Raw genomic sequence first — 23,782 nt, forward strand, 5'->3', positions numbered from 1 at the left:
TATGGCGAGTGACCTGACACGGTTTCATGACGCGCAGGCGGCGGTGTACGACGACGTCACCGCCGAACTGCGTGCCGGACGCAAGCGTTCGCACTGGATGTGGTTCGTCTTCCCGCAGCTGGACGGCTTGGCACACAGTGGGACGGCCCGGCGGTATGCGATCAGAGATCTGGACGAGGCCCGGGAGTACTTGGCGGACGACGTGCTCGGCGCCCGGCTCCGCGAGTGTGCCCGATTCGTGGTCGACATCGATGGGGCGTCGGTAGAGGAGATCTTCGGGTACCCGGACAATCTGAAACTGCGGTCGTCGATGACGCTGTTCGCAGCGGCTGCCCCTGATGACGACGTGTTCGTCGCGGTGCTCGACAAGTACTTCGGTGGTCAAGGCGATGGGCGGACCCTGGAATTGCTCGAGTAGGGAACTGTCCGGCTGAGGCCGGCACTTCTGCCGACGGCTGTGATCAGATATGGTCGCAGCCGTCGGCTTTTTCCAGTGCAGGAGGTAGGACCATGTCCGAGGGCGTCGATCTGGTGCTGTCCGAGCGGGTCCCGACCGAGGCCGGCGCCACGGCGGTGGTCACCCTCAACCGGCCCGATGCCCGGAACGCGTTGACCGGCACCCTGATCGTGCAGTTGCGGGAGGCGCTCGCCTCCGCGGATGCCGACGACAGCGTCGGCGCCGTGGTGTTGACCGGCGCCGACCCCGCGTTCTGTGCCGGTGTCGATCTGCGAATGCTGGGTAGTGAGGGTGGCTGGGACGACGTCAATGTCCCCGGCGTCCCCACCGGATTTCCCTGGGTACCGCTGAGCAAGCCGATCATCGGTGCGATCAACGGCGCGACGGTCACCGGCGGATTGGAATTGGCCCTGGCCTGCGACATCCTCATCGCCTCGGACAAGGCCCGCTTCGCCGACACCCACGCTCGCGTCGCCATGGTGCCCGCCTGGGGGCTGACCGGACGGCTACCCGCAGCCGTCGGCTGGGGATTCGCCCGCCGGATGAGCTTGAGCGGCAATTTCGTTGATGCCGAGACGGCGCTGCGCGTCGGCTTGGTCACCGAAGTGGTCGGCCACGCAGAACTGCTGCCGAGCGCCTTGGCGCTGGCGGCCGACATCGGAGGCAACAACCAACGCGCTGTCAGAGCGCTGCTGACCTCGTACCGTGAAGCGCAACAGCACGGTCTTGGTCCCGAATTGGACACCGAAGCAGCACATTCCGAGGCCTGGATGGCGGCCTTCGATCCGTCGCAGGTCGCAGCCGCGCGGGAGAAGGTCATGGACCGTGGCCGCAAGCAGATGAAGTGAGGATGCGATGAGCAGGTCGGATACCACGGCGCGGATATCGGCGCGCAAGCGCAGAGGCCAGGCGATCACGGTGCGAGACAAGGTGGTTGTGATCACCGGGGGTGGGCGGGGGATCGGACTCGCCACCGCGGAGTTGCTGCAGCAGCGGGGCGCCAGGGTGGTTCTCGGGGACATCGATGACGAGGTCGTCGCGAAGGCCGCCGCCAACCTGGGTTGCGAGGGGTACCCGCTGGATGTCACGAGTGAGGAATCGTTCGAAGAGTTTCTCGACCGCGTGCACACTGAGGTCGGCCCCATCGATGTCCTGATCAACAACGCCGGAATCATGCCCACCGGACCGTTTCTCGACTTCCCGGACGCGGTGATCGCCCGCAACTTCGAGATCGACCTGCTCGGTGTCGTCCGGGGCAGCAAACTCGTGGCCCGGCGCATGGTCGAGCGGGGAGCGGGTCAGATCGTGAACGTGTCGTCGGTGGCCGGTCTGGTGCCGTTGCCGGGGCTGAGCATCTACAGCGCGGCCAAAGCCGGTGTCATCGCGTTCTCCGAGGCTCTCGACGGCGAGATGAGTCCGGCGGGCGTCAGGGTGCTCGCAGTGATGCCGAACTTCACCAAGACGGGCCTGATCGACGGGTTGCAGACGACGGCCATCATGCCGCCGATCGAGCCCGACGACGTCGCGCGCCAGATCGTTCAGACGATCGAGACCAACCGCGACCGGGTCGTCATCCCGCGACAGAGCATGTCGGTGCTCGGTTGGATGGTGACGCCGCGGTTCCTCAAGAACATCTACGGTAAGCGTTTCGGCTTCGACACCATGTTCATGGAGTTCGACCGCGAGCAGCGAGCCAAATACCTAGACCGGGTCACCCGCAGCTGACTCCCGGCCTCCCCGATAATGGGTCCCTTTGGCGAACAAAAGCCCAGGTGGGCGTCGCCAAAACGACCCATTTCCGGAGGGCGGGAGGCGATCAGGGGGTGACGTATTGCAGGGTGCGCTCAGCGCGGATCCAGGTCGGTGGTGCGTCGTCGGACGCGAGGGTGCGTTTGAGGATCTTGAACGTGTCCGTGCGGGGTAGGTCGGTGACCACCCGCACCCGGCTCGGCCACTGTTTCGGTCCGAGATCGGGCTGAGCTGAGAGGAATTCGGTGAGGTCGTCGGCGGTCAATTCGGGCGCGACCAACGCGGCCGCGAGTTCGTCCCCGATCTCGGCCCGCACTCCGTAGACAGCGGCCATCGCGATCGCGGGATGCCGTAACAGCACTCGTTCGATCGGCCCGGTGCCCATGTTCTCGCCGTCCACCCGGACCCAATCACCGAGACGCCCCGCGAAATACACATAGCCGTTCGCGTCGACGTACCCGAGGTCGCCGCTGTGGTAGATCCCGTCGCGCATGCGCTCGGCATCGGCCTCTGGATTGCGGTAGTAGCCGGTGAAAAGGCCGCCTCCGGAACTGTTGACGATCTCGCCGACGGCCTCATCGGCATTGATAAGCCGGCCGTGGTCGTCGAACAGTGCCGTGGCGCAGACCCTGCCGGTGACCGGATCCCGGATCTCGTTCGGCGGCATCAGTGGGCCGAGCGCATCCGGGGGAGTGTCCGGCGTGCGGGCGATGGCGACGCCACCTTCCGTGGAGCCGAAACCGTCGACCACCCGGACGTCGAAACGTTGTGACACTGCAACGATGTCGGCTGCCGAGGCCTCGTTGCCGTACAGGATGCGCAGGGGATTGTCGGCGTCGTCGGGTCTGCCCGGGGTGGCCAGCACGTACGAGAGGGGCTTGCCGACGTAGTTCGCGTACGTCGCCCCGAACCGGCGGATGTCGTCGAAGAACGCACTGGCAGAGAACTTTCGGCGTAGAGCCACCGACGATCCACCCGCGACCGCGACCATCCAGCCGGCGATGATCGCGTTGGAATGGAACATCGGCATCGACAGGTAGACGACGTCGGTGGGGCCTAGCCCGAAACGGGTGGACAACATCGCCCCGCTGGCCGCGAACTTGCGGTGACTGCACTGCACGGCTTTTGGGTCGCCGCTGGTGCCGGAGGTGAAGATCAGCATGAGGAGCGCATCTGGATCGATTGCGCCGAACTGGGGACGTTGACCGGAATGGGGCGCCAGCAGCTCGGCCCACTCCGGCCGGTCGACGTTCAAGACTGTCACCCCCGGCAGGTCGACCCCGGCCAGCAGATCTGCGGTGGCGTCCTCCACCAGGACGATCTGGCAGTCGGCGGTGGCGATGTCGCCGGCGAGCGCCGCGCCCCGCCTGGTCGGGTTGAGTCCGACGACCACGAGGTCACCCAGGACGGCTGCGCCGAGCAGGTAGCTGAACTCGGGAATGTTGTCGAGAAGCAATGCCATGTGACGGGGCCTGTCGAGATCGACCAGTCGACGCAGCGCCGAGGCCCGGCAGGCCGAGAGCCGCAGATGGTCCCGCCAGCAGACGAATTCGTCCTCGAAATGAAGCCCGGCTCCGGTGACGTCCGTCAGCGGCTCGAGGAGTTCAGCGACAGTGGTCGGGTTCTGGGCCATTCCTCAGGCCGGTTCGGCGGCGAGCGCGGCTCCGATGCGCCGCAGCTGGGACGGTGCCGAACCGAGGTTGAACTCGTTCTGCTTGGCCCGCAGGAAGTAGCGGTGCACCGGATGGTCGACGTCGATGCCGACACCTCCGTGTACGTGCACCGCGGTGTGCGCGACCCGGTGACCGGCGTCGGCAGCCCAGAACTTCGCGGTCGCCAGCTCGGTGGTCGCATCGAGGTGTTCGGAGAGCAGCCAGGCGGCCTGCAGGGTGGTGAGCTTGAGCCCCCGGACGTCGATGTAGGCGTCGGCGAGCCGTTGCGCGACCGCTTGGAACGAACCGATCGCGCGGCCGAACTGCTCGCGCTCGCGGCCGTAGTCGGCCGTGAGTTCCAGGGCCCGTTCGAGGATCCCGGTTTGTTCGGCGCACAGCGCGAGCGTCATGCGGTCCCTCAGGAACCCGACGACCTGCTCACCGTCGCTGCCCAACACGTGATCCGTGGGCACCCGGACGCTGTCGAACTCCACCAGGGCACTCGGTCCCTGGCCGGTGGACAGGGCAGGCGTGATCGTGACCCCGGCATCGGCGGTGCCGACCAGCAGTGCCAGCACACCGTGTGGGCCTTGCGCGTTGACGATGACGGCGTCGGAGAACTCACCGAACGGCACGTTGATCTTCGCGCCCGAGAGCACCCAGCCCTCGCCGTCGGCGGTCGCGGTGGTCACCGGCGCGAGCGGATCGTCGTTGAGATCCTCGTCGAGGCCCACGGTGATCACTTTCTCGCCAGAGATGATGGGGCCGAGCCACTGTGTGGTCAGGGACTGCGCACCGAACTCCGCTATCGCCGGAGCGGCGGCGAAGGCGACCGGCCCGAACGGGACGAGTGCGACGGCGCGGCCCAATTCCTCTGCGACCGCCACATTTTCGAGCACCGAGAGGCCGGCGCCACCGCTGCCGTCGGCGACCTCGAGGCCGAGGAGGCCCGAGGCCGCCAACTGCGACCAGAGTGCGCGGTCGATAGCGCCCTGTTTCGCGCCGGGGGCGTCACCGGTCTGCTCCAACTGCACCAGGCGGTCGGTCGTGACGAGCTTCTTGACGATGTCGCGGGTGAGCCCGGCGAGGTCGGTGGTCTGTTCGCTGCGATGGAAATCCATGATGTGTTCCCTTTCCCTTGTCTCTCAGCGCCGGGCGGGGGGCTGGCCGAGGGCGAGCATGGCGATGATGTCGCGCTGGATCTCGTTGGTGCCGCCACCGAAGGTGAGGATCAGAGACGAGCGGTGGAAACGTTCGAGTCGGCCCCGCAGGTGAGTGCCTGCACTGCCCTGCCGCAGGGTCGCGGCGGGCCCGAGGACCTCCATCAGCAGACGGTAGGCCTCGGTGGCGAACTCGGTGCCGAAGACCTTCGTCGCGGAGGCGTCGGCGGGGGACGGGGAACCCCCACCAGTCGCTTCCGACGCGATGTTCCAGTTGATCAACTTCAGGAACTCGACCTTCGCGTGCACCTTGGCGAGGTTCATCTGGACCCACTCGGAGTCGATGACTCGATTGCCGCGCGCGTCCTTGGTGTTCTGCGCCCACTCGATGGTCTCGCGCAGCGCGGTCTGGATGGGGGCCGCGCTACACAGCGACACCCGCTCGTTGTTGAGCTGGTTGGTCACCAGCGGCCATCCGCCGTTCAGTTCACCCACCAGGGAATCGGCGGGCACCCGCACGTCCTGGTAGTAGGTGGCACTGGTGTCGACCCCCGACATCGTATGGACGGGCGTGTACGAGAAGCCTTCGGCGTCCGTCGGGACGATGAGCATGGAGATGCCCTTGTGTTTCTTGGCCTCGGGGTCTGTGCGGACCGCGAGCCAGATGTAGTCGGCGTACTGGATGAGGCTGGTCCACATCTTCTGGCCGTTGATCACGAAGTCGTCCCCGTCGCGGACGGCGGTTGTCCGCAGGGCTGCGAGGTCGGTGCCGGCGCCGGGTTCGGAATAACCGATGGAGAAGTGCACGTCACCCGACGCGATCCGGGGCAGGTACTTGGCCTTCTGCTCGTCGGTGCCGAAATGCATGATGGTCGGTGCCACCGAGTTGATCGTCAAAAAGGGCACCGGTGCGCCCGCGATGGCGGCTTCGTCGGTGAAGATCAGCTGGTCCATCATCGAGCGGTCCTGGCCGCCATACTCCTTCGGCCAGCCGAGAGCCAGCCAGCCGTCGCGGCCCATCTGCGCCACGACCTCGCGGTAGACGTTGCCCTCACCGAATTCACCACTTGTCGAAGACAGGGCCAGGCGGCGCTCCGGCGTGATCAACTGGGAGAAGTAAGACCGGAGTTCGCGCCGGAGTTCCTGCTGCTGGTCGGTGTAAGCAATTCGCATCGGGGCTCCTGCTTTCTCCGCGCGTGAGGCTGAGACCGGGGACCCGGTCGCGCAGTTCTATAACACGTTCTAACCTGTTAGTTGGTTGCTCGTCAACATGCGACACCGCCTGGTACTGCGATGGAAGGAATCTGAACCGATGAAGATCAAAGCTGATTTCGATCTCTGCGAGTCGAACGGGGTGTGCGTGGGCATGGCCCCGGATGTTTTCGATCTCGACGACGACGACTACCTGGTCATTCTGGAATCCGACGTCTCGGAGGATCGCCGCGAGGAGATGCGCCAGGTGGTCGGCAGCTGCCCTAAATCGGCGTTGTCGATCGAAGACTGACCTGGCCCGACCCCGGCGCGCGGGCGTGCTGCGCGCCGGTGGGTTCGTGATCGATTTTCGCCGATAGTTGTCTCAAACCGAGAACACGTTCTACATTTGGTTCACAGCCGCCGGGATTCCGAGCCCGAACTCCCGGCGAGTACTCGATGGAGGACAGTGGTGAGCCATTCAGCAGGTGGGGATCTCGGCGGGAAAGTCGCGGTCGTGACGGGTGCCGGTGCGGGACTCGGCCGGGCCGAGGCGATCGGTCTCGGCGCGCTCGGCGCGACGGTGGTCGTCAATGACCTGTCCGCTGCGCTCGACCGCAGCGACGTCCTCGACGAGATCAAGGCGGCGGGCGGTGTGGGTGTCCCGGTTGCCGGCGACATCTCGGACTCCGCGACCACGACGGAGATCATGCGGGTGGCGACCGAGGAGCTCGGCGGACTGCATGTCGTGATGAACAACGCGGGCCTCGTCCGCGACAAGATGCTGTTCAACATGGCCGACGACGACTGGGATCTCGTCATCCGGGTGCACCTGCGTGGTCATTTCCTGATGAGCCGTAACGCCGGGGCGTACTGGCGCTCGCAATCGAAGGCGGCTGGGGCTCCCGTGTACGGACGGCTCATCAACACCTCGAGCGAGGCCGGCCTGTCGGGACCGGTGGGCCAAGCCAACTACGGGGCGGCGAAGGCCGGGATCACGTCACTGACCCTGACCGCCGCGCGTGGACTGGCGGCGTACGGGGTGCGCTCGAATGCGATCTGCCCACGCGCCCGCACGGCGATGACGGAAGGCACCTTCGGAGACGCACCCGACGGCGCCGTGGACCCGTTGTCGACCGATCACGTGGTCACCCTGGTGCAGTTCCTGGCAGGTCCCGACTCTGACGGTGTCAACGGTCAGGTGTTCGTCGTCTACGGCCCGAAGGTGACCTTGATGGCGGCGCCGACGGTGGAGCAGAGCTTCGTTTCCACACAGGACGCCTGGGACCGGAGCGACCTGACGAAGACACTCTCCGAGTACTTCGTCGGCCGAGACCCGGAGCAGACTTTTTCCGCAGGTAAAGCCCTTTTTGCATAGGTCCACTTATGGTCCGGGGAGTGCCGATGAATCGCGGATTATGTGAACTGGACGTGTGATAAGTTCGCGATCATCTGCTGGCTCGCAGCACCGGTTCCGTAGGTATCTCGAGCGGTGGAACATGTTTCAGTTGAATGGCGTCGGGCAAGCGTCGGAAGGCGGAACTTTCCTGCTCGTAAGTGTCGAGAACCGTCGATATCAGAACTAGAACACGTTATGATCGAGCAGCTTCGATCGATCCGGGAATTGCGTCAGTTGAAGGAGAGTTGGTGAACCGCAGACTGGCTGTCCCGTTCGAGGGGGTCGGCGACTTCGTCGCCATGAGCGTCAGCACTGCTCGCGAACTCTTCCGGCCGCCGTTCCAGTGGCGTGAGACCATCGAGCAGTCGTGGGCGATCGCCCGCGTGTCGATGGTTCCCACCGTGCTCGTCGCGATCCCGTTCACGGTCCTGGTGAGCTTCACCCTCAACATCCTCCTGCGTGAGCTCGGGGCCCAGGACCTCTCTGGCGCGGGCGCCGCCCTGGGCACCATCACGCAGATCGGCCCGATCGTCACCGTCCTGATCGTCGCCGGTGCAGGCGCGACCGCGATCTGTGCCGATCTCGGAGCCCGGACGATCCGCGAAGAGATCGACGCGCTCGAGGTCCTCGGCATCGACCCCATCCATCGGCTGGTCGTGCCTCGCGTCATCGCCTCGACCGTGGTCGCCATCCTCCTCAACAGCCTGGTCTGCACCATCGGTATCGGCGGCGGCTTTGTCTTCTCCGTCTACCTGCAAGACGTGAATCCAGGCGCCTTCATCGCCAACCTGACCCTGCTGACCGGATTCCCCGAGCTCATGATCTCGATGGTCAAGGCCGCGCTGTTCGGTCTCGCCGCCGGGCTGGTCGGTTGCTACCGCGGCCTCCACGTCGCGGGCGGTGCCAAGGGGGTTGGCGACGCCGTCAACGAGACCGTCGTCTACTCGTTCATGGCGCTGTTCGTCGTGAATGTGGTCGTGACCGCGGTCGGCCTCAAAGCGACGGCGGGGTAAGCGATGATTCTCCCTCACACGGTCCGACTACGCTCCACACGTGTGGCGTTCAAACGGGCCAGTGGCGGTTGGAACCGTATCGGCGACCAAGCGTTCTTCTACTGGGACAGCCTCGTTGCCATCCCGCGAGCGCTTCGTGCGTACAAAAAAGAGACCCTGCGGCTGATCGCCGAGATCTCGATGGGCTCGGGTGCGCTCGCGCTCATCGGCGGCACCGTCGTCGTGGTCGGCTTCTTGACGCTGTTCACCGGCGGCACCATCGCGGTCCAGGGCTACAGTTCGCTGTCCAACATCGGTGTCGAGGCCCTGACCGGATTCTTCTCTGCCTTCATCAACGTCCGCATCGCCGTTCCGGTGATCGCCGGCATCGGCCTGGCCGCGACAATCGGCGCCGGAGCGACGGCACAGTTGGGTGCAATGCGCGTCAGCGAGGAGATCGACGCGCTCGAGGTCATGTCGATCGCGTCCATCCCGTACCTGGTCAGTACCCGCATCGTCGCGGGCCTGATCGCGATCATCCCGCTCTACTCGCTGGCGTCGGTTGCCTCGTTCCTGGCGAGCCGGTTCGCGACTGTGTTCTTGTACGGGCAGTCCTCGGGTGTCTACGACCACTACTTTTCGACGTTCCTCATCTCCACCGACATCCTGTGGTCCTTCGTGCAGGCGATCTGTATGGCCGTGGCCGTCATGATGATCCACACCTACTACGGGTTCAACGCGTCCGGCGGACCCGTCGGGGTCGGGATCGCCGTCGGTAACGCGGTGCGGGCCTCCCTGGTCGTCGTCGTCGTGATCACGCTGCTGACATCGCTGGCGATCTATGGCGTCGACGGAAAGTTCAACCTCTCGGGGTAGGGCCATGGCACAGACAATCGAACGTCCCAGTTGGGCCAAGAAATTGGCTGCCACCGTCATGGTGGCCTCCCTCGTCGCAGTGTGCGCGCTCGCTGCATTGCAGTTCCTCGGCAGTTTCCAGTCCACGGTGCCGGTGACGCTGACCGCGGATCGGGCCGGTCTCGTGATGAACCCCGATGCCAAGGTTCGCCTGCGAGGTGTCGTGGTCGGCCGGGTCGGCGACATCAGCGAATCGGCCGACGGGGTCACGCTGAAGCTGGACATGAACCCGGACCAGTTGAAGTACATCCCGGCGAATGTGCGTGCGGACATCAAGTCCAACACCGTGTTCGGCGCGAAGTCGGTCAACCTGGAGATACCTGACAACCCGTCGAAGGCTCGGCTCTCCGGTGGTTCGACGATCGAGACCGAAGACGTCGTGGTGGAGCTGAACACCATCTACCAGCGGCTCGTCGACGTGCTCGCCGAGGTGCAGCCGGAAAAGCTCAACGCGACGATCGGTGCCATCGACACCGCGCTGTCCGGACGCGGTGAGCAGATCGGCCAGGGCTTCGCCGACCTGTCGGATCTGCTGCGTAAGACCAATCCGCATCTGGATGCGCTGAGCCGAGACATCGAGGCGGGCGCGGAGTTCACCAACGTCTACGCCGACGTGATGCCGGATCTGCTCAATGTCGTCGACAACTTCACCTTCACCGGAAACACGCTGGTGGACAATGCGTCCGATCTCGACGCACTCCTGATGAACGTCACCGGCATGGCGGACACGATCAACGGGGTGATCGCGCCGTCGAAGGCCGACATCATCTCCACGCTCGCGAACCTGAACCCGACTGCGCGATTGCTCGGCTACCAGTCCCCGGGGCTTGCGTGCTTCATCGAATCGACGGCGGCCGCCGGCCAGAAAGCCTTGCCGGTCTTCGGTATCGAGACCGGATACGTGGCCCTCAACGCAGGCCTGCTCCCGGGTAAAGAACCGTACAGGTATCCCGAAGACCTGCCGCGTGTGAACGTCGACGGACCACCGACGTGCCAGGACGGCCTGAGCGATCCGGACTCGGCTGTTCACACCGACTTCTACGTCGGCGACAATGCCGCGTACCCGTACCAGCCACGGACCACCCCGAAAGCCGACCCGACCAAGCTGTTCCAGGTCATGTTCGGGCCTGCGCCGCGGGGATGAGAACCAGGATGACGATCAACATGCGAACGGAGGTGTGAGATGGCAGTCTCGAGGGAGCGCGCGTTTCGCGCCACCGTCATCAAGCTGGGCACCTTCGCAGTGGTCATGCTGCTGATCTTCGTGGCCCTTGTCGTCGTGTTCAGCCAGTACCGCAGCGGGTCCACCTACGGCTACCAGGCGACTTTCACCAGTGCGTCCCAGCTCAAGTCGGGTAGCAAGGTGCGAATCGCCGGTGTCGAGGTCGGCAAGGTGGGCTCTGTCGGTCTCAACCCCGACAACGAAGCCGTGGTCGAGTTCGACGTCAGCGAGAAGTACCGGCTCCCGAAGGCTGCCCGAGCGCTCATCCGTTACGAGAACCTCACCGGCGATCGGTTCCTGGAATTGCAAGAGGGGACCGGGGATCCCACCGATCTCATCGGCGACGGCGGGTCGATCCCGATCACCCAGACTGAGCCGGCGCTCGACCTCGACAAGCTCCTCGGCGGTTTCAAGCCACTGTTCCGCACCCTTGATCCGAAAGAGGTCAACGAGCTGTCGGCATCTCTGGTCCAGGTGTTCCAGGGACAGGGACCTGCGTTGAACGAGTTGCTGCGCAACACAGCGACATTCACCGACTCTCTGGCCGACCGCGATCAGTTGATCGGCCAAGTGATCGACAACCTCAACACCACGCTCGGCATCATCGACGCCGACAACGCCGGATTCGACAGTTCGCTCAATCAGCTGCAGTTGCTGATCTCGGGGCTGGATTCGCAGCGGGACGTCATCGGAGAAGCGGTCACCAACACCTCTGAGGTCACCAACGACCTGACCGACGTACTGGCCACCAATCGGGCGGACCTCAAGTCCATGATCACCGCGACCGGACAGGTCTCGAGTGAGGTCCTCAAAGGCGAAGACTACGTGCGCGGTCTGATCAGCAGGCTGCCCGGCGACTTCAAGACGCTGTCGAATCTCGGTAGTTATGGCGCGTGGCTGCAGATTTGGCTGTGCCAGGTCAACATCATCTTCACCGCCCCCGGTGGCCAAGAGATCGTGTGGAACAACATCGACACCACCGGTGTCAAACAGAATCCGGGCGGGAGGTGTGATCCCAAATGATGGCCGCTCTGTTCAAAGGACAACGCACGGCGACCGACGAGGCCGATGACGCCCGCCGGCGCAAGCGCGGGGAGCCCGATCGGGCTCGCGTCGGTTTCATCGGAGTCGTCATCGCCGCCCTGGTCGTCATCGTCGCGCTGCAGATGGACAAATTGCCGTTCCTGGCAAACGGCAGTGTCTACACGGCCTACTTCGATGATGCGGGCGGTCTGGCCAGCGGTGACATCGTGGTCGTCTCGGGAGTGAACGTCGGTACCATCCAGGGGATTTCACTGGCGAGCACCGACAACGGCACCAAGGCCAAGGTCACCTTCAACATGAGCGACACCGTGCGGGTCGGCAAGAACAGCGAAGCTGCCATCAAGACCGAGACCGTGCTCGGCCGTCGAAATTTGACGTTGATACCCCGCGGAACCGGCCAGCTGAAGCCAGGTGATGAGATCGGCAGCCAGAACACCGTGGCGCCCTACTCTCTCACCGATGCGCTCGAAGGCGCGACCGATACGATCGAAGAAACGGATACCGATCAGCTCAACGACGCGTTGAACACGCTGTCGGACACGTTCTCCGACACTCCGACGTCGGTGCGCTCGGCCGTCGACGGCATCGCACGGCTGTCGAAGGCGATCGCTGACCGGGACGAGTCGCTGGAGCAACTCTTGAGCCGGGCCAGCAACGTCACCGATGTGATCGCCAAGCGCAGTGGACAGATCAACACCCTGCTGCTGGACGCGAACTCGTTGCTCGGCGAGTTGCAGGCCCGTCGATATGCACTCGGACAACTGATCTCGGGCACCGAGAACGTCACGGCTCAGATCAGTGGCTTCATCGCCGACAACAACGCTCAACTCAAGCCGGTCCTGGAACAGCTGAACGGTGTCCTCGCGATCCTGCAGGACAATCAGGTGGAGCTGGGACAGACCCTCGATGAATTGGGACCGTACGCAAACACTCTCGGTGAAGCGGTGGCCAGTGGTCCGTACTTCTCGTCGCTGGTCGGCATCGCCACCTTTGGCGACTACACGGACGTCTTCTTGAACATCATGCAGCAGAAATATCCTGAGGCGTACCGGGCATTCCAGTTCGCATTCCCGATCCCGCCGGCGATCACGACCCGACCGGATGCGGCCAACGATCCGAACTCGACGATCGCGCCCGCCCCGGCACCCCGCTATCCAGGACCGAACGGGTGATGGGGATGGGACGACTGAGCAAGCGTTTCTGGATGTCGACCGCGATCGTGGTGGCCGTGGTCGTGGCACTCGCTGTCGTGTATGTCGGCTACCAGAAGGTCAGCTACAAGACGTACAACGCGTATTTCTCCACCGTCAACGCGATGTACGAGGGCGACGCCGTCAAGGTTCTCGGTGTCACGGTGGGGACGGTCGGGAAGATCACCCCACGCGACGGCGACGTGAAGGTGGAACTCAAGGTCGATCGCGATCAGGAGATTCCCGCCGACGCGGAGGCGGTCGTGGTCGCGCAGTCACTGGTGTCCGGCCGGTTCGTCCAGTTGACACCGGTGTTCGAAGGCGGTCCCGCTCTGAAGGACGGTGGCTCCATCCCCATGGAGCGGACCGCGGTTCCGGTCGAATGGGATGAGGTCAAGGCCGAGTTGAGCAAACTCACCGAGGCCGTCGGCCCCGATGGCGCCGATCCCGGCTCCGTCGCGAACCTCGTCGACGTCGCCGACGAGAACCTGAACGGGAACGGCACGGCCATCCGGCAGTCACTGCAACAACTCTCGGACGTGACGAGCACGTTGGCGGACGGTCGCGACGACCTGTTCAACTCCATCCGGAACCTCCAGGCGCTCACCGAAGCGTTGTCGAAGAGCTCCGAGCAACTGGTCCAGTTCAACGGCCGAATCGCGTCAGTCAGTCAGGTTCTGGCCGACAACACCGACAGTCTGAACGGCGCGCTGACCAACCTCGACACCGCGTTGACCGACGTGAAATCGTTCATCGAGACCAACGGCGCCACCCTCAGCGACTCCATCGCCCGACTCGGCGACGCTACGAACGTGCTCGCCCAGAAGGACCAGGAAATCCGGGGATTGCTCCACTCCGGACCTACTCAGCTGTCGAACTTCTACAACATCTACAACCCGCTCCAGGGCTCGCTCTCCGGCATCTTCGGACTCGGTATGGGAGGCAACCTGATCAACCTGTTGTGCGGGTCCATCCAGGCGAACGATCGTCCCGGCCAGGAAGCCGACGTCGAGAAGTGCGTCGACGTGCTCGCGCCGGTACTCGCGTCCATCTCGGTCAACTATCCGCCGGCCCTGATCAACCCGGTGTCCGGCATCGACGCCAGGCCCGACCAGATCCAGTATCAGAACGCCAGTGTGAAAGCCCGCGCGCAGCAGAGCATTCGCGATCAGGACGCGGAGACCCGCAAGAAATACAACAACCCGGGGCTCGCGCAGTTGCTGGTGCCGTTCGGGGGTGAGGGCTGATGCGCGGGATGTCGCGTCGCAGCAGCGCTCTGCGCAACGTGATCGGTGCAGTGGTGGTCAGTTCCGCCCTCGTCGTCACCGGCTGCTCCTTCGACGGTCTCAACTCTTTGCCCGTCCCTGGGGCCGAGGGCACGGGCGACGGTTCCTATGAACTGATGGCCATGATCCCGAACGCTGCCAACCTCGTTCAGAACGCACCGGTCCTGATCAACGACGCCACCGTCGGCAGCGTCGGCAAGATCGAGGTCAAGAACTGGCAGGCAGAGCTGACCCTGCGACTGAACAAGGGCACCCAGGTCCCGGTCGGCTCCTATGTCATGGTCGGCCTCACCAGTGTGCTCGGGTCCTTGAACCTGCAGATCGTGCAGCCCGAGAACGCGGACAAGGGCACCATGTCGCCGGGCGAGCAGATACCTGCGACGAGTTGTCCCGAGCAGGACAACATCGCCCCGCCGACCAACGAGGAGCCGATCCCGGACATCAACTCGGCGCAGCAGGTCGCCGCATGCACGTACCCGACCACTGAGCAGGTTCTCAGCTCGCTGTCGGTCGTTCTGAACGGTGGCGGGCTGGCGCAGGTCGGCGACATCGTTCACGAGATGAACGCCGCCCTGGCCGGGCGGCAGGATGTATTGCGGGATCTGGTCCCACGCTTGAACACCCTTGTCGGCGAGCTGAACGACCAGCGCGAGAACATCATCCGAGCGATGGAGGGGCTCGACCGGCTGACGGGAAAGATCAACGAGCAGGCGCCTGTCGTCGAGAAAGCGCTGGCCGACGGGCCGAAGATCCTGAAACTACTCGTCGATCAGCGGGTGCATTTCACCGACGCGCTGGGCGCATTGAGCCGGATGAGCCGCACCACCGATGACATCCTGCAGGCGAACTCCGAGGACATCGAGGTGCTCACCAGCAACCTCGTCCCGGTTCTCGATCAATTGCAGTCCACAGGGCCGTCGTTGACCCAATCCCTGGGCATCCTGCTGACCTTCCCGTTCGCGGAGCAGGCCATCCCGCAGGTTGTCCGCGGTGATTACCTCAACGCCGTCATCAACCTCGACCTCACGTTCGGACGCCTGCAACGCGGCGCCCTCGCCAGCGTCGGGGTGGCCAGCCAGTTCTACGGTCCAGAAGGCATGTTCGGCAAACCCGCCGGCGCCGCGGGCCGAGGCGACAACCCGTTCACCGGACCGTTGACCGATGATCCGCCGCCCCAAACTCCAGCGCCTGTAGCAGGAGCGCAACCGACAGGGGAGGAAGGCCCATGAGAATCACGCCTTTCGTCCGCATGCAGCTGATCATCTTCTCGATCGTCACCGTGATCGCGGTGATCGCGGTTGCGGTCTTCTACATTCGCGTCCCCAGCATGGTGGGTGTCGGGGAATACAACGTCGAGGTCGAACTCCCCAGCACCGGTGGGCTGTACCAGAACGGAAACGTCAGTTACCGCGGCGTGGACGTGGGCAAGGTGCAATCGGTGACGCTGACCGAAGAGGGAGTGGTGGCGAAGCTGTCGATCAACTCCGACACCAAGATTCCGAACAATTCGATTGCGTCCGTGCACAGCGTCTCCGCGGTCGGCGAGCAGTACCTCGAGTTTCTGCCAGACCCGGAGACTGAGGCCACTGGCAACATCAAGAACGGTGCGGTGATCGAGAACGGCACGGTGCCGGTCGAGGTGGGCACCTTGCTGGATCAGACCAACAATCTGCTGGAGCAGGTGCAGGATACGAAGCTGCGGCGGGTGATGGACGAGGCGTTCAACGCGTTCAACGGCACCGGCGAGGACCTGCAACGGCTACTCGACTCGATGGCGTTGCTCGTCGGCGACGCGAACGAGAACTCCGAGGCGATCGTCAAGTTGATCGAGCAGGCGGCTCCCTTGCTCGAGTCCCAGACCGCAACCGTCGGAGACATCCGCGCGTGGACGGCGAACCTGTCCGCGGTGACCGATCAGCTGCGGGCCAACGACCCACAGCTCAAGGACATCCTGAACAAGGGCCCGGGTGTTGCGAAGCAGACCCAGGAGCTGTTCGCGTCGATGAATCAGACGCTGCCGCTGCTGTTCTCGAACCTGAATACGGTTTCTCGGACCCTGGCCATCTATCACCCGAATCTGCGCCAGATCGTGGTGATCTACCCCCGGCTGATCGCGGCGCTGATCACCGCGCTCAACTCGGAAGACGCCCGTAACGGCGCCAACGTCGACTTCGCGCTCGGATTCCAGGATCCGGGTACCTGCACGGTCGGATTCTTGCCGATGACCTCGGACCGCAACGCGTCGGCACAGACTCCTCGCGATCTACCGCCCGGAATGCTGTGCCGCGTGCCGCAGGACTCCAACCTCGGGGTTCGCGGTACCCGAAACTACCCGTGTGTCGAACTCCCCGGCCGTCGTGCATCGACCCCCGCAGAATGTGAGACCGGCTACGTGCCACTCGGCGAGAACGTTCCGCTGCCACAGGGACTCCCGGGAATCGATGTCCCGCAGGGATTCTTGACCAACGCGAATCCTGGAGCGGACGACGGCAGCCCATCGGTGTACGCGACCACCTACGACCCCGTCAGCGGCGATTACATCGGTCCCGACGGCAAGACCTATAACGCTGGAACGGGGTCTGCGACGACTTCTGGTACGAGTGGTGGGACCGGTGCACCACGTTCCGGAACCTCCGATCCCGGCGCACAACCTCAGGAAGACAACAGCCAATGGCAGAGCCTGATCACGGGGACCGTGAGGTGACTCGCCCGTCGACGCAGCGTCGCCGGGCTCGTCGCCCCGCGGGTCCACCGGAAGACGCCCAGCGCAGCAGGTCGACCCCTGCCGGTAAATCGAGTCCCACAGGGAAGCCCAGCCCCTCAGGTAAACCGAGCCCCTCAGGTAAACCGAGCCCGACAGGTAAGCCGACTCCCGCCGGTAAGCCGGTCAAGTCGGCGCCGCTGGGCCGCAAGCGCAAGCCGGCCCCGAAGTCCGAGCCGGCGGCGACCACTCCTGTGGTTCCCGCCGTGGACTTGAACAAAGCCAATGAGCCGGTACCGGAGTCGGCGTCGGAGAGCGATGACGCCGCAATCGTCGCGCCCGGAGTTTCGTACCGGGAACGTCGATCCGCGGGCCGTGGGCCCAGCGACGACGGGCCGCGCAAGAGCAGGGGATCCCTGCGCAGGGGCAAGACCGGACCGGGGAAGAAGCGAGCGAGGGTTCGTGGACTCGGAGTGGTGGTCGCGGCGGTGTCCGCCATCGCGCTCATCGCCGCGATGGTCGTCGCATCGACGTTTTTCGTTTTGGGCACAGACAAGATCGACGACCGCAACGATCTGCGGGCCGGGTATTCGGCGTTCGCACGGCAGATGGTCACCAACCTCACGACACTCAACCCGGAGAACATCGACGCCTCGATCAAGTCGTTCCAGGACGACACCAGCGGCAAGGCGATGGAGCAGGTCGGACAGTCGGTCGAGCAGACCGTCAACATGATCAAGTCCGAGAACGTCTCGACCAGGGGTGCAGTGATCTCCGAGGCCGTCACCGCAAGTGACGCCGACACTGCGACCGTCATCATGGTCTTCAGCTGGGAGATGAACCAGCCCAACGTCCCAGAGCAACAGACCGTGTTGCAGGTCTTCCGGTGGAAACTGGAAATCACCATGATCAACGGCGAACCCAAACTCACCAACGTCGAGTGGGTGACCTAGATGTCGCGTCGATTCTGGATGTGGACCGTGTCCGTGCTGACCGTCGCCTTGCTGGTGGCCGGAGCGATCATCACGACGATCGTGGGTCTCGACTACCGCGACACCAAACTGGCCGAGGATGCGCGCGGCGAGGCGCTCGACGCCGGGAAGCAGACCGCGGCAGTGATGTTCGGGTATCAGCCCGACAACGTCGAGCAGCATGTGGCAGACACCAAGAAGTCTCTGTCGGGCGCTGCCGAGCAGCAATACGACGAGATCATCAAGGAGTCGAACCTCGTTGCCGAAGTGCAGAAGCAACAGGTCAAGTCGGAGGTGTCCATCCAGGACGCCGGCGTGGTCACTTCCACCCGCGACACAGCACTGCTGCTGATCTTCATGAACCAGTCGGTCACCAAAGGCGGCAAGGACCTGGTTTCGGTCAATGCGAGCCGGTTGCAGTACTCGATGGAGCGGTCGGGTGATCAGTGGAAGGTCACGAACATCGACATCCTCACCGATGACTCGGTGAAGGCCCGCCTTGCGGAGGAAGCCGACAAGCCCGGTGCGTCCACCGTCCCGGCCCCGGCACCCGCGTCGTCGGCCCCGGCACCGGCTCCCACGCCTGAGCCGGTTCCCACTCCCTGAGTGCGATACCCCCAGACACCAGTCAGGCCCTCCGATCGAAACCGGAGGGCCTGACTGCAGTCGGAGGAGATGCTGACTACGCGTTCGGGTCGTATCCCATCGGCAGGATGACCGACTTGTGCTCGAGGTAGGACTCGAGGCCCTCGGGTCCGTTCTCACGTCCGATGCCGGAGTTCTTGTATCCACCGAAGGGGGAGCCCGGATCGATTGCGTACCAGTTGACGCCATAGGTTCCGGTGCGGATCTGGGCGGCGATCTGCAGTCCGCGTTCGACGTCGGCGGTCCACACCGTACCTGCGAGACCGTATTCGGAATCGTTGGCGATCGCGACGGCCTCCTCTTCGGTCTCGTAGTCGATCACCGAGATGACCGGTCCGAAGATCTCCTCCCGGGCGATGGTCATGTCATTGGTGACGCCGGTGAAAATTGTTGGGCTCAAGTAGTATCCGGATTCCAGGCCTTCCGGCCGGACGCTGTCGAGGACTGCGGTGGCGCCGGCTTCCTTGCCCTGGCGGATGTAGTCCTCGACCTTGGTGCGCTGCTTCTCGGTGATCAGGGGTCCCAGCTGGGCCTCGGGATCGTCGGGCAGTCCCGGCTTGAGGAGTTTGGCTGCCTCGATCATCGCGGCGACGATCTCGTCGCGCTTGGCGCTCGGCACCAGGACGCGGGTCTGGGCGACGCATGCTTGCCCGGTGTTCATCAGGCCGGTGAACGTCAACATGCCTGCGATCTCGGCGGGATCGGCGTCGGCCAGCACGATGGCGGCAGACTTGCCGCCCAACTCCAGGGAGCAACGCTTGAGCTGCTCACCACATGCTGCGCCGATCGCACGGCCGGCTGCGGTCGATCCGGTGAAGGTGATCTTGTCGACGTCGGGGTGTGCGACGAGCGCCTTACCGGTGTCGGGGCCGCCGGGGATCACCGACAGAACCCCTTCTGGCAGGCCGGCTTCGGTGAACAGTTCCGCGATGAGGTTGGCCGACAACGGCGTTTCGGGGGCAGGCTTGAGCACCACGGAACAGCCCGCGGACAGGGCGGGGCCCAGCTTGTTGCAGATGAGGAACAGCGGTACGTTCCAGGCGGTGATCGCGCCGACGACGCCTACCGGCTCGCGGGTGATCTGAGTCTTGCCGAAGAGGCCGTCGCGATACTCGTGCCAGGTGTAATCAATTGCAGCCTTGGCATATTCGCGCAGGACACCGGTCGCCGGTAGCTGCTGCAGGGTTGCGACCGCCAGTGGGGGAGCGCCCATCTCCGACGACACCAGCTCGGCGATCTCCGCACCGCGCTCGTCGATCAGATCGGCCACCTTCGCGACAACTGCGGCCCGATCCTGCGGCGAGGTGTTCCGCCAGACGCCGGATTCGAAGGCGGCTCGAGCGGTCTGCACTGCGGTGTCGACGTCGGTGGCGTCGGCCGGTGGAGTGCTGCCGACGCGCTGCCCGGTGGCCGGAGAGTAAACCTCGAGGACGTCGGACGAATGCGGGGCGACCCAGGTGCCGCCGATGTAGAGCTGAGAGAAGTCATGCGAGGTCGTGGGTGCGGCGTGCGCAGTGTCCGTCATTGGTCCTCCGTTGGGTTATTGCGTTCCCGCCAATGTTAGAACACGTTCCAGTTCTGGGGAATGGAGTTGGCGGCACCCACATGCGCTACCTTCGGGTGAATGACGGAAACCGCCAGGTCTGAGGCGTTGTTGGCAAGTCTTGTCGCTCGTCTGCGAGCGGCCGGCTGCGTCTTTGCCGAGGATGAAGCACAGATCCTGCTCGCCGCCGCCGCGGATCCGGTGATCCTCGAGCAGCTGGTGCAACGCCGCATCGCAGGCGAACCGTTGGAGTACATCGTCGGAGCGGTCCAGTTCGGCGGACTCCGGGTGTCGGTGATGCCCGGGGTGTTCGTGCCGAGGCAGCGGTCGGTGCTGCTGGTCGAGATCGCCACCGAACTCGCTGCCCCGGCGGGGACGGTGGTCGATCTGTGTTGCGGTTCCGGGGCCCTCGGGACGGTACTCGCCGCCCGGCTGCCTGACGCGGCGATCATCGCCGCAGACATCGACCCGATCGCGACGGAGTGCGCCGGCGTCAACCTGGCCGGCCGCGGCCGGGTCTACCTCGGCGATTTGTTCGAGGCGCTACCGCAGACCATGCGGGGCCGGATCGATCTGGTCGTGTGCAACGCACCGTACGTCCCGACTTCAGCCATCGCGACGATGCCGCCCGAGGCCCGCGTTCACGAACCGCAGGCGACTCTCGACGGCGGTGCCGACGGGCTCGATCTGCTGCGGCGGGTTGCCGATGAATCGGCGCCGTGGATGGCCCGGCCGTCGCACCTGGTGATGGAAATCGGTGAGAGCCAGGCAGATACGGCGCGGCAGATTTTTGAGGTCGCCGGGTTCGAGGCGTCGATCCGCCGCGACGACCACAGAGGGGCCGTCGCCGTCGTCGGGACCCGCGACGCTACTGGCCGGGCTTGACGTCCAGTACGACTTCGAATTCGAGCAGGTCGGCGCCGCTGGAGACAGGCTTGGCGCGTTCCCCGGCGTGTGCTTCCCGGGCGGGTCCGGCGGCCCAGGCAGCGAAGGCCTCTTCCGACTCCCATTGCGTCACGACGAAATAGCGATCGTCGCCCTTGACCGGACGCAGGAGCTGAAATCCGAGGAACCCCGGCGACCCGTCCACCGAGTGGGCGCGATGGGCGAACCGCTTCTCCAATTCGGGTCCGGAACCTTCCGGAACTGAGATCGCGTTTATCTTCACAACAGCCATGCGCGTCACATTACCGCCGCGGGCGGCGCTCCCGACGCCTGCTGCAAGGTGCGATGGGCGATACCGTCCCGTCCGGATAACGTTCTACCTCGTGAGTGCGGACACGGGATTCATCGACTACGGCGGGATGCCAGATCAGCCGCCGATCGTCTTGGTGCACGGGCTGATGGGTCGCGGACGGACGTGGCGGCGGCAGATCCCGTGGTTGCGGCGGTACGGCCGGGTCTTCACCTTTGATGCGGCCTGGCACACGGGCCGCGACGTCGCACCGCCCACATCGCCCGAAGAACTCTCCACCGAACGGTTCGTCGCCGATCTCGCCGAGGTGCTGACCTGGATCGACATGGGGCCCGCGGTCCTCATCGGCCACTCGATGGGCGCATTGCATTCGTGGTGCGTGGCGGCGGAGTATCCGGAATTGGTGTCTGCGCTCGTGGTCGAGGACATGGCGCCTGATTTCCGGGGTCGCACCACCGAGGGCTGGCAGCCCTGGTTCGACTCCTGGCCACCTGAGTTCACGTCCCTGGAGCACGCGCAGACGATGTTCGGCGACATCGCCGGGCGCTATTTCTACGAGGCGTTCGACGACGGAGTCCTGCACGGCCGCCTCGACATCTGGGCGCACATCGCCGAAGAGTGGGGCCGGCGGGAGTTCTGGGACCAGTGGCGCCAGGTCTCGGCGCCGAGTCTGCTGATCGAGGCGGGCAACAGCGTCGCACCTCCGGGTCAGATGGAGGCCATGGCAGCAGCGAAAGAGGAATCGATCTACATCAAGGTCGCGAACGCGAGCCATCTCGTGCACGACGATGCCCCGGACGAATACCGCGGCGCTGTCGAGGCATTCCTGTGTGGGCGTCCCGCCCCCTGGCGGAACAAGTACTTCAAACCCTGATCGCGCAGATCACCCCTCGCCCGCGAGCGCGAATCGGCCGTCGGCAGTGATCTCGGCGAGGCCGTCGACGAGCAGTGAATCCAGTGCGCGGTCGCGCTGCCCGGTGTCCTTGGTCCACACCACGTCGAGCTGATCTCGCGGGACGGGGATGTCGCTGCCGCGCAACACATCGAGCAGTAGACCACGGACCTGTCGATCGGTGCCGGCGAACTTCTGAACCTTGCGGGCCGGCCCGGAATGCGCAGGCGACCCCGCTGCCACCCACCGGCAGTCCGTCAGTGGACAGCGCTCGCACCGCGGATTCTTCGCGACACACACGAGTGCGCCGAGCTCCATCAAGGCGGCCGAGAAACGTGGGGCCCGAGAATCGTCGGGCAGCAGCAGTTGGGCGTCGACGAGATCAGCGCGGGCCGGATTGCCTGGTTCGGCGCGGGCATGAACTGCCCTGGCGATCACCCTTCGCACATTGGTGTCGACCACCGGAACGGACTGTCCGTATGCGAAACAGGCGATTGCCCGTGCTGTGTAATCGCCGATTCCGGGCAGGGTCAGCAGCACGTCCACGTCCGAGGGCACCACGTCGCCATGGTCGGCGGCGAGGACCGCGGAACAGGCGTGTAGCCGCATCGCCCGCCGCGGGTAGCCGAGCTTGCCCCACGCGCGCACCACCTCGCCGACCGGCGCAGCCGCCATGGCCGACGGCACGGGCCACCGCTCGACCCATTGCTCCCAGATGGGCGCCACCCGCGACACGGGGGTCTGCTGCAGCATGATTTCGCTGATCAAGATGTGCCAGGCGGTCACGCCGTCCCGGCGCCACGGCAGGTCTCGCTCGGCGACGTCGAACCAGCCGAGGAGCTTGCCCGGCGCGACCGGATCGGGACGAGGCACAATGTCACCCATGGCTCAGACAACTCCGGCGCAGGCGTGGACACAGCTGCGCGAAGGCAATGAACGTTTCGTGGCAGGCAAGTCGGCTCATCCCAGCCAGGGTATCGAGGACCGCCACCGGCTCACCGGCGGCCAGCACCCCAAGGCGGTGCTGTTCGGTTGCGCCGACTCGCGCGTGGCGGCCGAGATCATCTTCGATCAGGGACTCGGCGACATGTTCGTCATCCGCACGGCCGGTCACGTCATCGACTCGGCGGTGCTCGGATCGATCGAGTACGCGACCGAGGTGCTCGGCGTGCCGCTCATCGCGATCCTCGGCCACGACAGTTGTGGTGCGGTGCGCGCGACACTCGACGCACTCGACGACCTCCAGATCCCCGGCGGCTTCATCCGCGACGTCGTCGAACGCGTGACGCCGAGCATCCTCGCCGGCCGCAGTGAAGGGCTCACCCGCGTCGACGAGTTCGAGGCGCGCCACGTGAAAGAGACCGGGCGGCTGATGGTCCAGCGCAGTCGCTTCATCGCCGACCGGGTCGAGAAAGGTGAGGTCGGCATCGTCGGCCTGACCTACGAACTGGCCGAGGGCAAGGTCCGTCTCCGCGGCACCCTGGGCGACGTCGGCGAAGACACCAGCGACCCGGATACGCCCAGCATCAACGCGTGAGCTGAGACGCCTGACACTCGCCTAATTGCGACACGCCGCGC

At 64.9% G+C, this 23,782-nt stretch carries 24 protein-coding genes; 18 read left to right on the forward strand and 6 right to left on the reverse strand.

Annotated elements, in window-relative coordinates; translation table 11 throughout:
* The first annotated feature begins 1 nt into the window (after nucleotide 1).
* The 3 genes from J3S28_RS03530 to J3S28_RS03540 all read left to right on the forward strand — a co-directional run bounded on the left by J3S28_RS03530 (nucleotide 2) and on the right by J3S28_RS03540 (nucleotide 2,182).
* Nucleotides 2-418, forward strand: coding sequence for a DUF1810 domain-containing protein (locus tag J3S28_RS03530; protein WP_207837600.1), 417 nt, complete (start codon nucleotides 2-4; stop codon nucleotides 416-418).
* Between the two features lie 92 nt (nucleotides 419-510).
* Complete coding sequence (locus tag J3S28_RS03535; protein WP_207837604.1) at nucleotides 511-1,305, forward strand: enoyl-CoA hydratase; 795 nt, start codon at nucleotides 511-513, stop codon at nucleotides 1,303-1,305.
* A gap of 7 nt (nucleotides 1,306-1,312) precedes the next feature.
* The gene (locus tag J3S28_RS03540) at nucleotides 1,313-2,182 is read left to right on the forward strand and encodes an SDR family oxidoreductase (RefSeq protein WP_207837606.1); all 870 of its coding nucleotides are present in this window, start codon (nucleotides 1,313-1,315) and stop codon (nucleotides 2,180-2,182) included.
* Between the two features lie 91 nt (nucleotides 2,183-2,273).
* On the opposite strand, the gene J3S28_RS03545 is transcribed toward J3S28_RS03540, so the two are convergent.
* The 3 genes from J3S28_RS03545 to J3S28_RS03555 are packed head-to-tail and all read right to left on the reverse strand — an operon-like array spanning nucleotide 2,274 to nucleotide 6,191.
* Complete coding sequence (locus J3S28_RS03545; RefSeq protein ID WP_207837608.1) at nucleotides 2,274-3,839, reverse strand: long-chain-fatty-acid--CoA ligase; 1,566 nt, start codon at nucleotides 3,837-3,839, stop codon at nucleotides 2,274-2,276.
* 3 nt (nucleotides 3,840-3,842) lie between these two features.
* Nucleotides 3,843-4,979 carry an acyl-CoA dehydrogenase family protein gene (locus tag J3S28_RS03550; protein ID WP_207837611.1) on the reverse strand — a complete coding sequence of 379 codons (1,137 nt, stop codon included), beginning with the start codon at nucleotides 4,977-4,979 and terminating at the stop codon, nucleotides 3,843-3,845.
* A 24-nt stretch (nucleotides 4,980-5,003) separates the two neighbouring features.
* Entirely contained in the window at nucleotides 5,004-6,191 is a 1,188-nt protein-coding gene (locus J3S28_RS03555; protein ID WP_084837220.1) for an acyl-CoA dehydrogenase family protein, read from the reverse strand.
* Nucleotides 6,192-6,330: 139 nt separating this feature from the next.
* Here J3S28_RS03555 and J3S28_RS03560 point away from each other — a divergent pair, with 139 nt between their 5' ends.
* From J3S28_RS03560 to J3S28_RS03615, 12 genes are all read left to right on the forward strand, one after another.
* Nucleotides 6,331-6,522 (forward strand): ferredoxin, encoded by a 192-nt coding sequence (locus J3S28_RS03560; RefSeq protein WP_207837613.1) that lies wholly within the window; start codon nucleotides 6,331-6,333, stop codon nucleotides 6,520-6,522.
* Nucleotides 6,523-6,681: 159 nt separating this feature from the next.
* The gene (locus J3S28_RS03565) at nucleotides 6,682-7,587 is read left to right on the forward strand and encodes a 3-oxoacyl-ACP reductase (RefSeq protein WP_207837615.1); all 906 of its coding nucleotides are present in this window, start codon (nucleotides 6,682-6,684) and stop codon (nucleotides 7,585-7,587) included.
* A gap of 269 nt (nucleotides 7,588-7,856) precedes the next feature.
* Nucleotides 7,857-8,621 (forward strand): MlaE family ABC transporter permease, encoded by a 765-nt coding sequence (locus tag J3S28_RS03570; RefSeq protein WP_207837617.1) that lies wholly within the window; start codon nucleotides 7,857-7,859, stop codon nucleotides 8,619-8,621.
* Nucleotides 8,622-8,624: 3 nt separating this feature from the next.
* Nucleotides 8,625-9,476, forward strand: a complete 852-nt coding sequence (locus J3S28_RS03575) for an MlaE family ABC transporter permease (protein WP_207837618.1) — start codon at nucleotides 8,625-8,627, stop codon at nucleotides 9,474-9,476.
* Nucleotides 9,477-9,480: 4 nt separating this feature from the next.
* Entirely contained in the window at nucleotides 9,481-10,659 is a 1,179-nt protein-coding gene (locus J3S28_RS03580; protein WP_207837621.1) for an MCE family protein, read from the forward strand.
* A 39-nt stretch (nucleotides 10,660-10,698) separates the two neighbouring features.
* Complete coding sequence (locus J3S28_RS03585; RefSeq protein WP_207837624.1) at nucleotides 10,699-11,760, forward strand: MCE family protein; 1,062 nt, start codon at nucleotides 10,699-10,701, stop codon at nucleotides 11,758-11,760.
* Nucleotides 11,760-12,953 (forward strand): MCE family protein, encoded by a 1,194-nt coding sequence (locus J3S28_RS03590; RefSeq protein WP_207838174.1) that lies wholly within the window; start codon nucleotides 11,760-11,762, stop codon nucleotides 12,951-12,953. Before J3S28_RS03585 ends, J3S28_RS03590 begins: the two co-directional genes overlap by 1 nt.
* On the forward strand, nucleotides 12,953-14,218 hold the full coding sequence (locus J3S28_RS03595) for an MCE family protein (RefSeq protein WP_207837626.1): 1,266 nt from the start codon (nucleotides 12,953-12,955) through the stop codon (nucleotides 14,216-14,218). The genes J3S28_RS03590 and J3S28_RS03595 overlap by 1 nt, the downstream gene beginning before the upstream one ends.
* The gene (locus J3S28_RS03600) at nucleotides 14,218-15,486 is read left to right on the forward strand and encodes an MCE family protein (protein ID WP_237340939.1); all 1,269 of its coding nucleotides are present in this window, start codon (nucleotides 14,218-14,220) and stop codon (nucleotides 15,484-15,486) included. The genes J3S28_RS03595 and J3S28_RS03600 overlap by 1 nt, the downstream gene beginning before the upstream one ends.
* Entirely contained in the window at nucleotides 15,483-16,961 is a 1,479-nt protein-coding gene (locus J3S28_RS03605) for an MCE family protein (protein WP_207837627.1), read from the forward strand. Before J3S28_RS03600 ends, J3S28_RS03605 begins: the two co-directional genes overlap by 4 nt.
* A complete protein-coding gene (locus tag J3S28_RS03610; protein ID WP_207837629.1) occupies nucleotides 16,928-17,911 on the forward strand; it encodes an Rv1363c family protein in 984 nt (327 codons plus the stop codon). Before J3S28_RS03605 ends, J3S28_RS03610 begins: the two co-directional genes overlap by 34 nt.
* Nucleotides 17,912-18,535: a hypothetical protein gene (locus tag J3S28_RS03615; protein ID WP_207837631.1), complete on the forward strand. Its 624-nt coding sequence runs from the start codon at nucleotides 17,912-17,914 to the stop codon at nucleotides 18,533-18,535.
* A 76-nt stretch (nucleotides 18,536-18,611) separates the two neighbouring features.
* On the opposite strand, the gene J3S28_RS03620 is transcribed toward J3S28_RS03615, so the two are convergent.
* Nucleotides 18,612-20,099, reverse strand: coding sequence for an aldehyde dehydrogenase (locus J3S28_RS03620; RefSeq protein ID WP_207837633.1), 1,488 nt, complete (start codon nucleotides 20,097-20,099; stop codon nucleotides 18,612-18,614).
* 99 nt (nucleotides 20,100-20,198) lie between these two features.
* Here J3S28_RS03620 and J3S28_RS03625 point away from each other — a divergent pair, with 99 nt between their 5' ends.
* Nucleotides 20,199-21,002: a putative protein N(5)-glutamine methyltransferase gene (locus J3S28_RS03625; protein WP_207837635.1), complete on the forward strand. Its 804-nt coding sequence runs from the start codon at nucleotides 20,199-20,201 to the stop codon at nucleotides 21,000-21,002.
* Here J3S28_RS03625 and J3S28_RS03630 read toward each other — a convergent pair.
* Nucleotides 20,986-21,294, reverse strand: a complete 309-nt coding sequence (locus J3S28_RS03630; protein ID WP_207837637.1) for an antibiotic biosynthesis monooxygenase family protein — start codon at nucleotides 21,292-21,294, stop codon at nucleotides 20,986-20,988. The genes J3S28_RS03625 and J3S28_RS03630 overlap by 17 nt on opposite strands.
* A 127-nt stretch (nucleotides 21,295-21,421) precedes the next feature.
* Here J3S28_RS03630 and J3S28_RS03635 point away from each other — a divergent pair, with 127 nt between their 5' ends.
* Nucleotides 21,422-22,186 (forward strand): alpha/beta fold hydrolase, encoded by a 765-nt coding sequence (locus tag J3S28_RS03635; RefSeq protein ID WP_207838178.1) that lies wholly within the window; start codon nucleotides 21,422-21,424, stop codon nucleotides 22,184-22,186.
* A 9-nt stretch (nucleotides 22,187-22,195) separates the two neighbouring features.
* On the opposite strand, the gene J3S28_RS03640 is transcribed toward J3S28_RS03635, so the two are convergent.
* On the reverse strand, nucleotides 22,196-23,089 hold the full coding sequence (locus J3S28_RS03640; protein ID WP_207837640.1) for an iron-sulfur binding domain-containing protein: 894 nt from the start codon (nucleotides 23,087-23,089) through the stop codon (nucleotides 22,196-22,198).
* Here J3S28_RS03640 and J3S28_RS03645 point away from each other — a divergent pair.
* The gene (locus J3S28_RS03645; protein WP_207837643.1) at nucleotides 23,088-23,741 is read left to right on the forward strand and encodes a carbonic anhydrase; all 654 of its coding nucleotides are present in this window, start codon (nucleotides 23,088-23,090) and stop codon (nucleotides 23,739-23,741) included. The genes J3S28_RS03640 and J3S28_RS03645 overlap by 2 nt on opposite strands.
* Nucleotides 23,742-23,782: the final 41 nt, after the last annotated feature.

The organism is Williamsia soli, from assembly GCF_017377795.1.
GTDB lineage: Bacteria > Actinomycetota > Actinomycetes > Mycobacteriales > Mycobacteriaceae > Williamsia > Williamsia soli.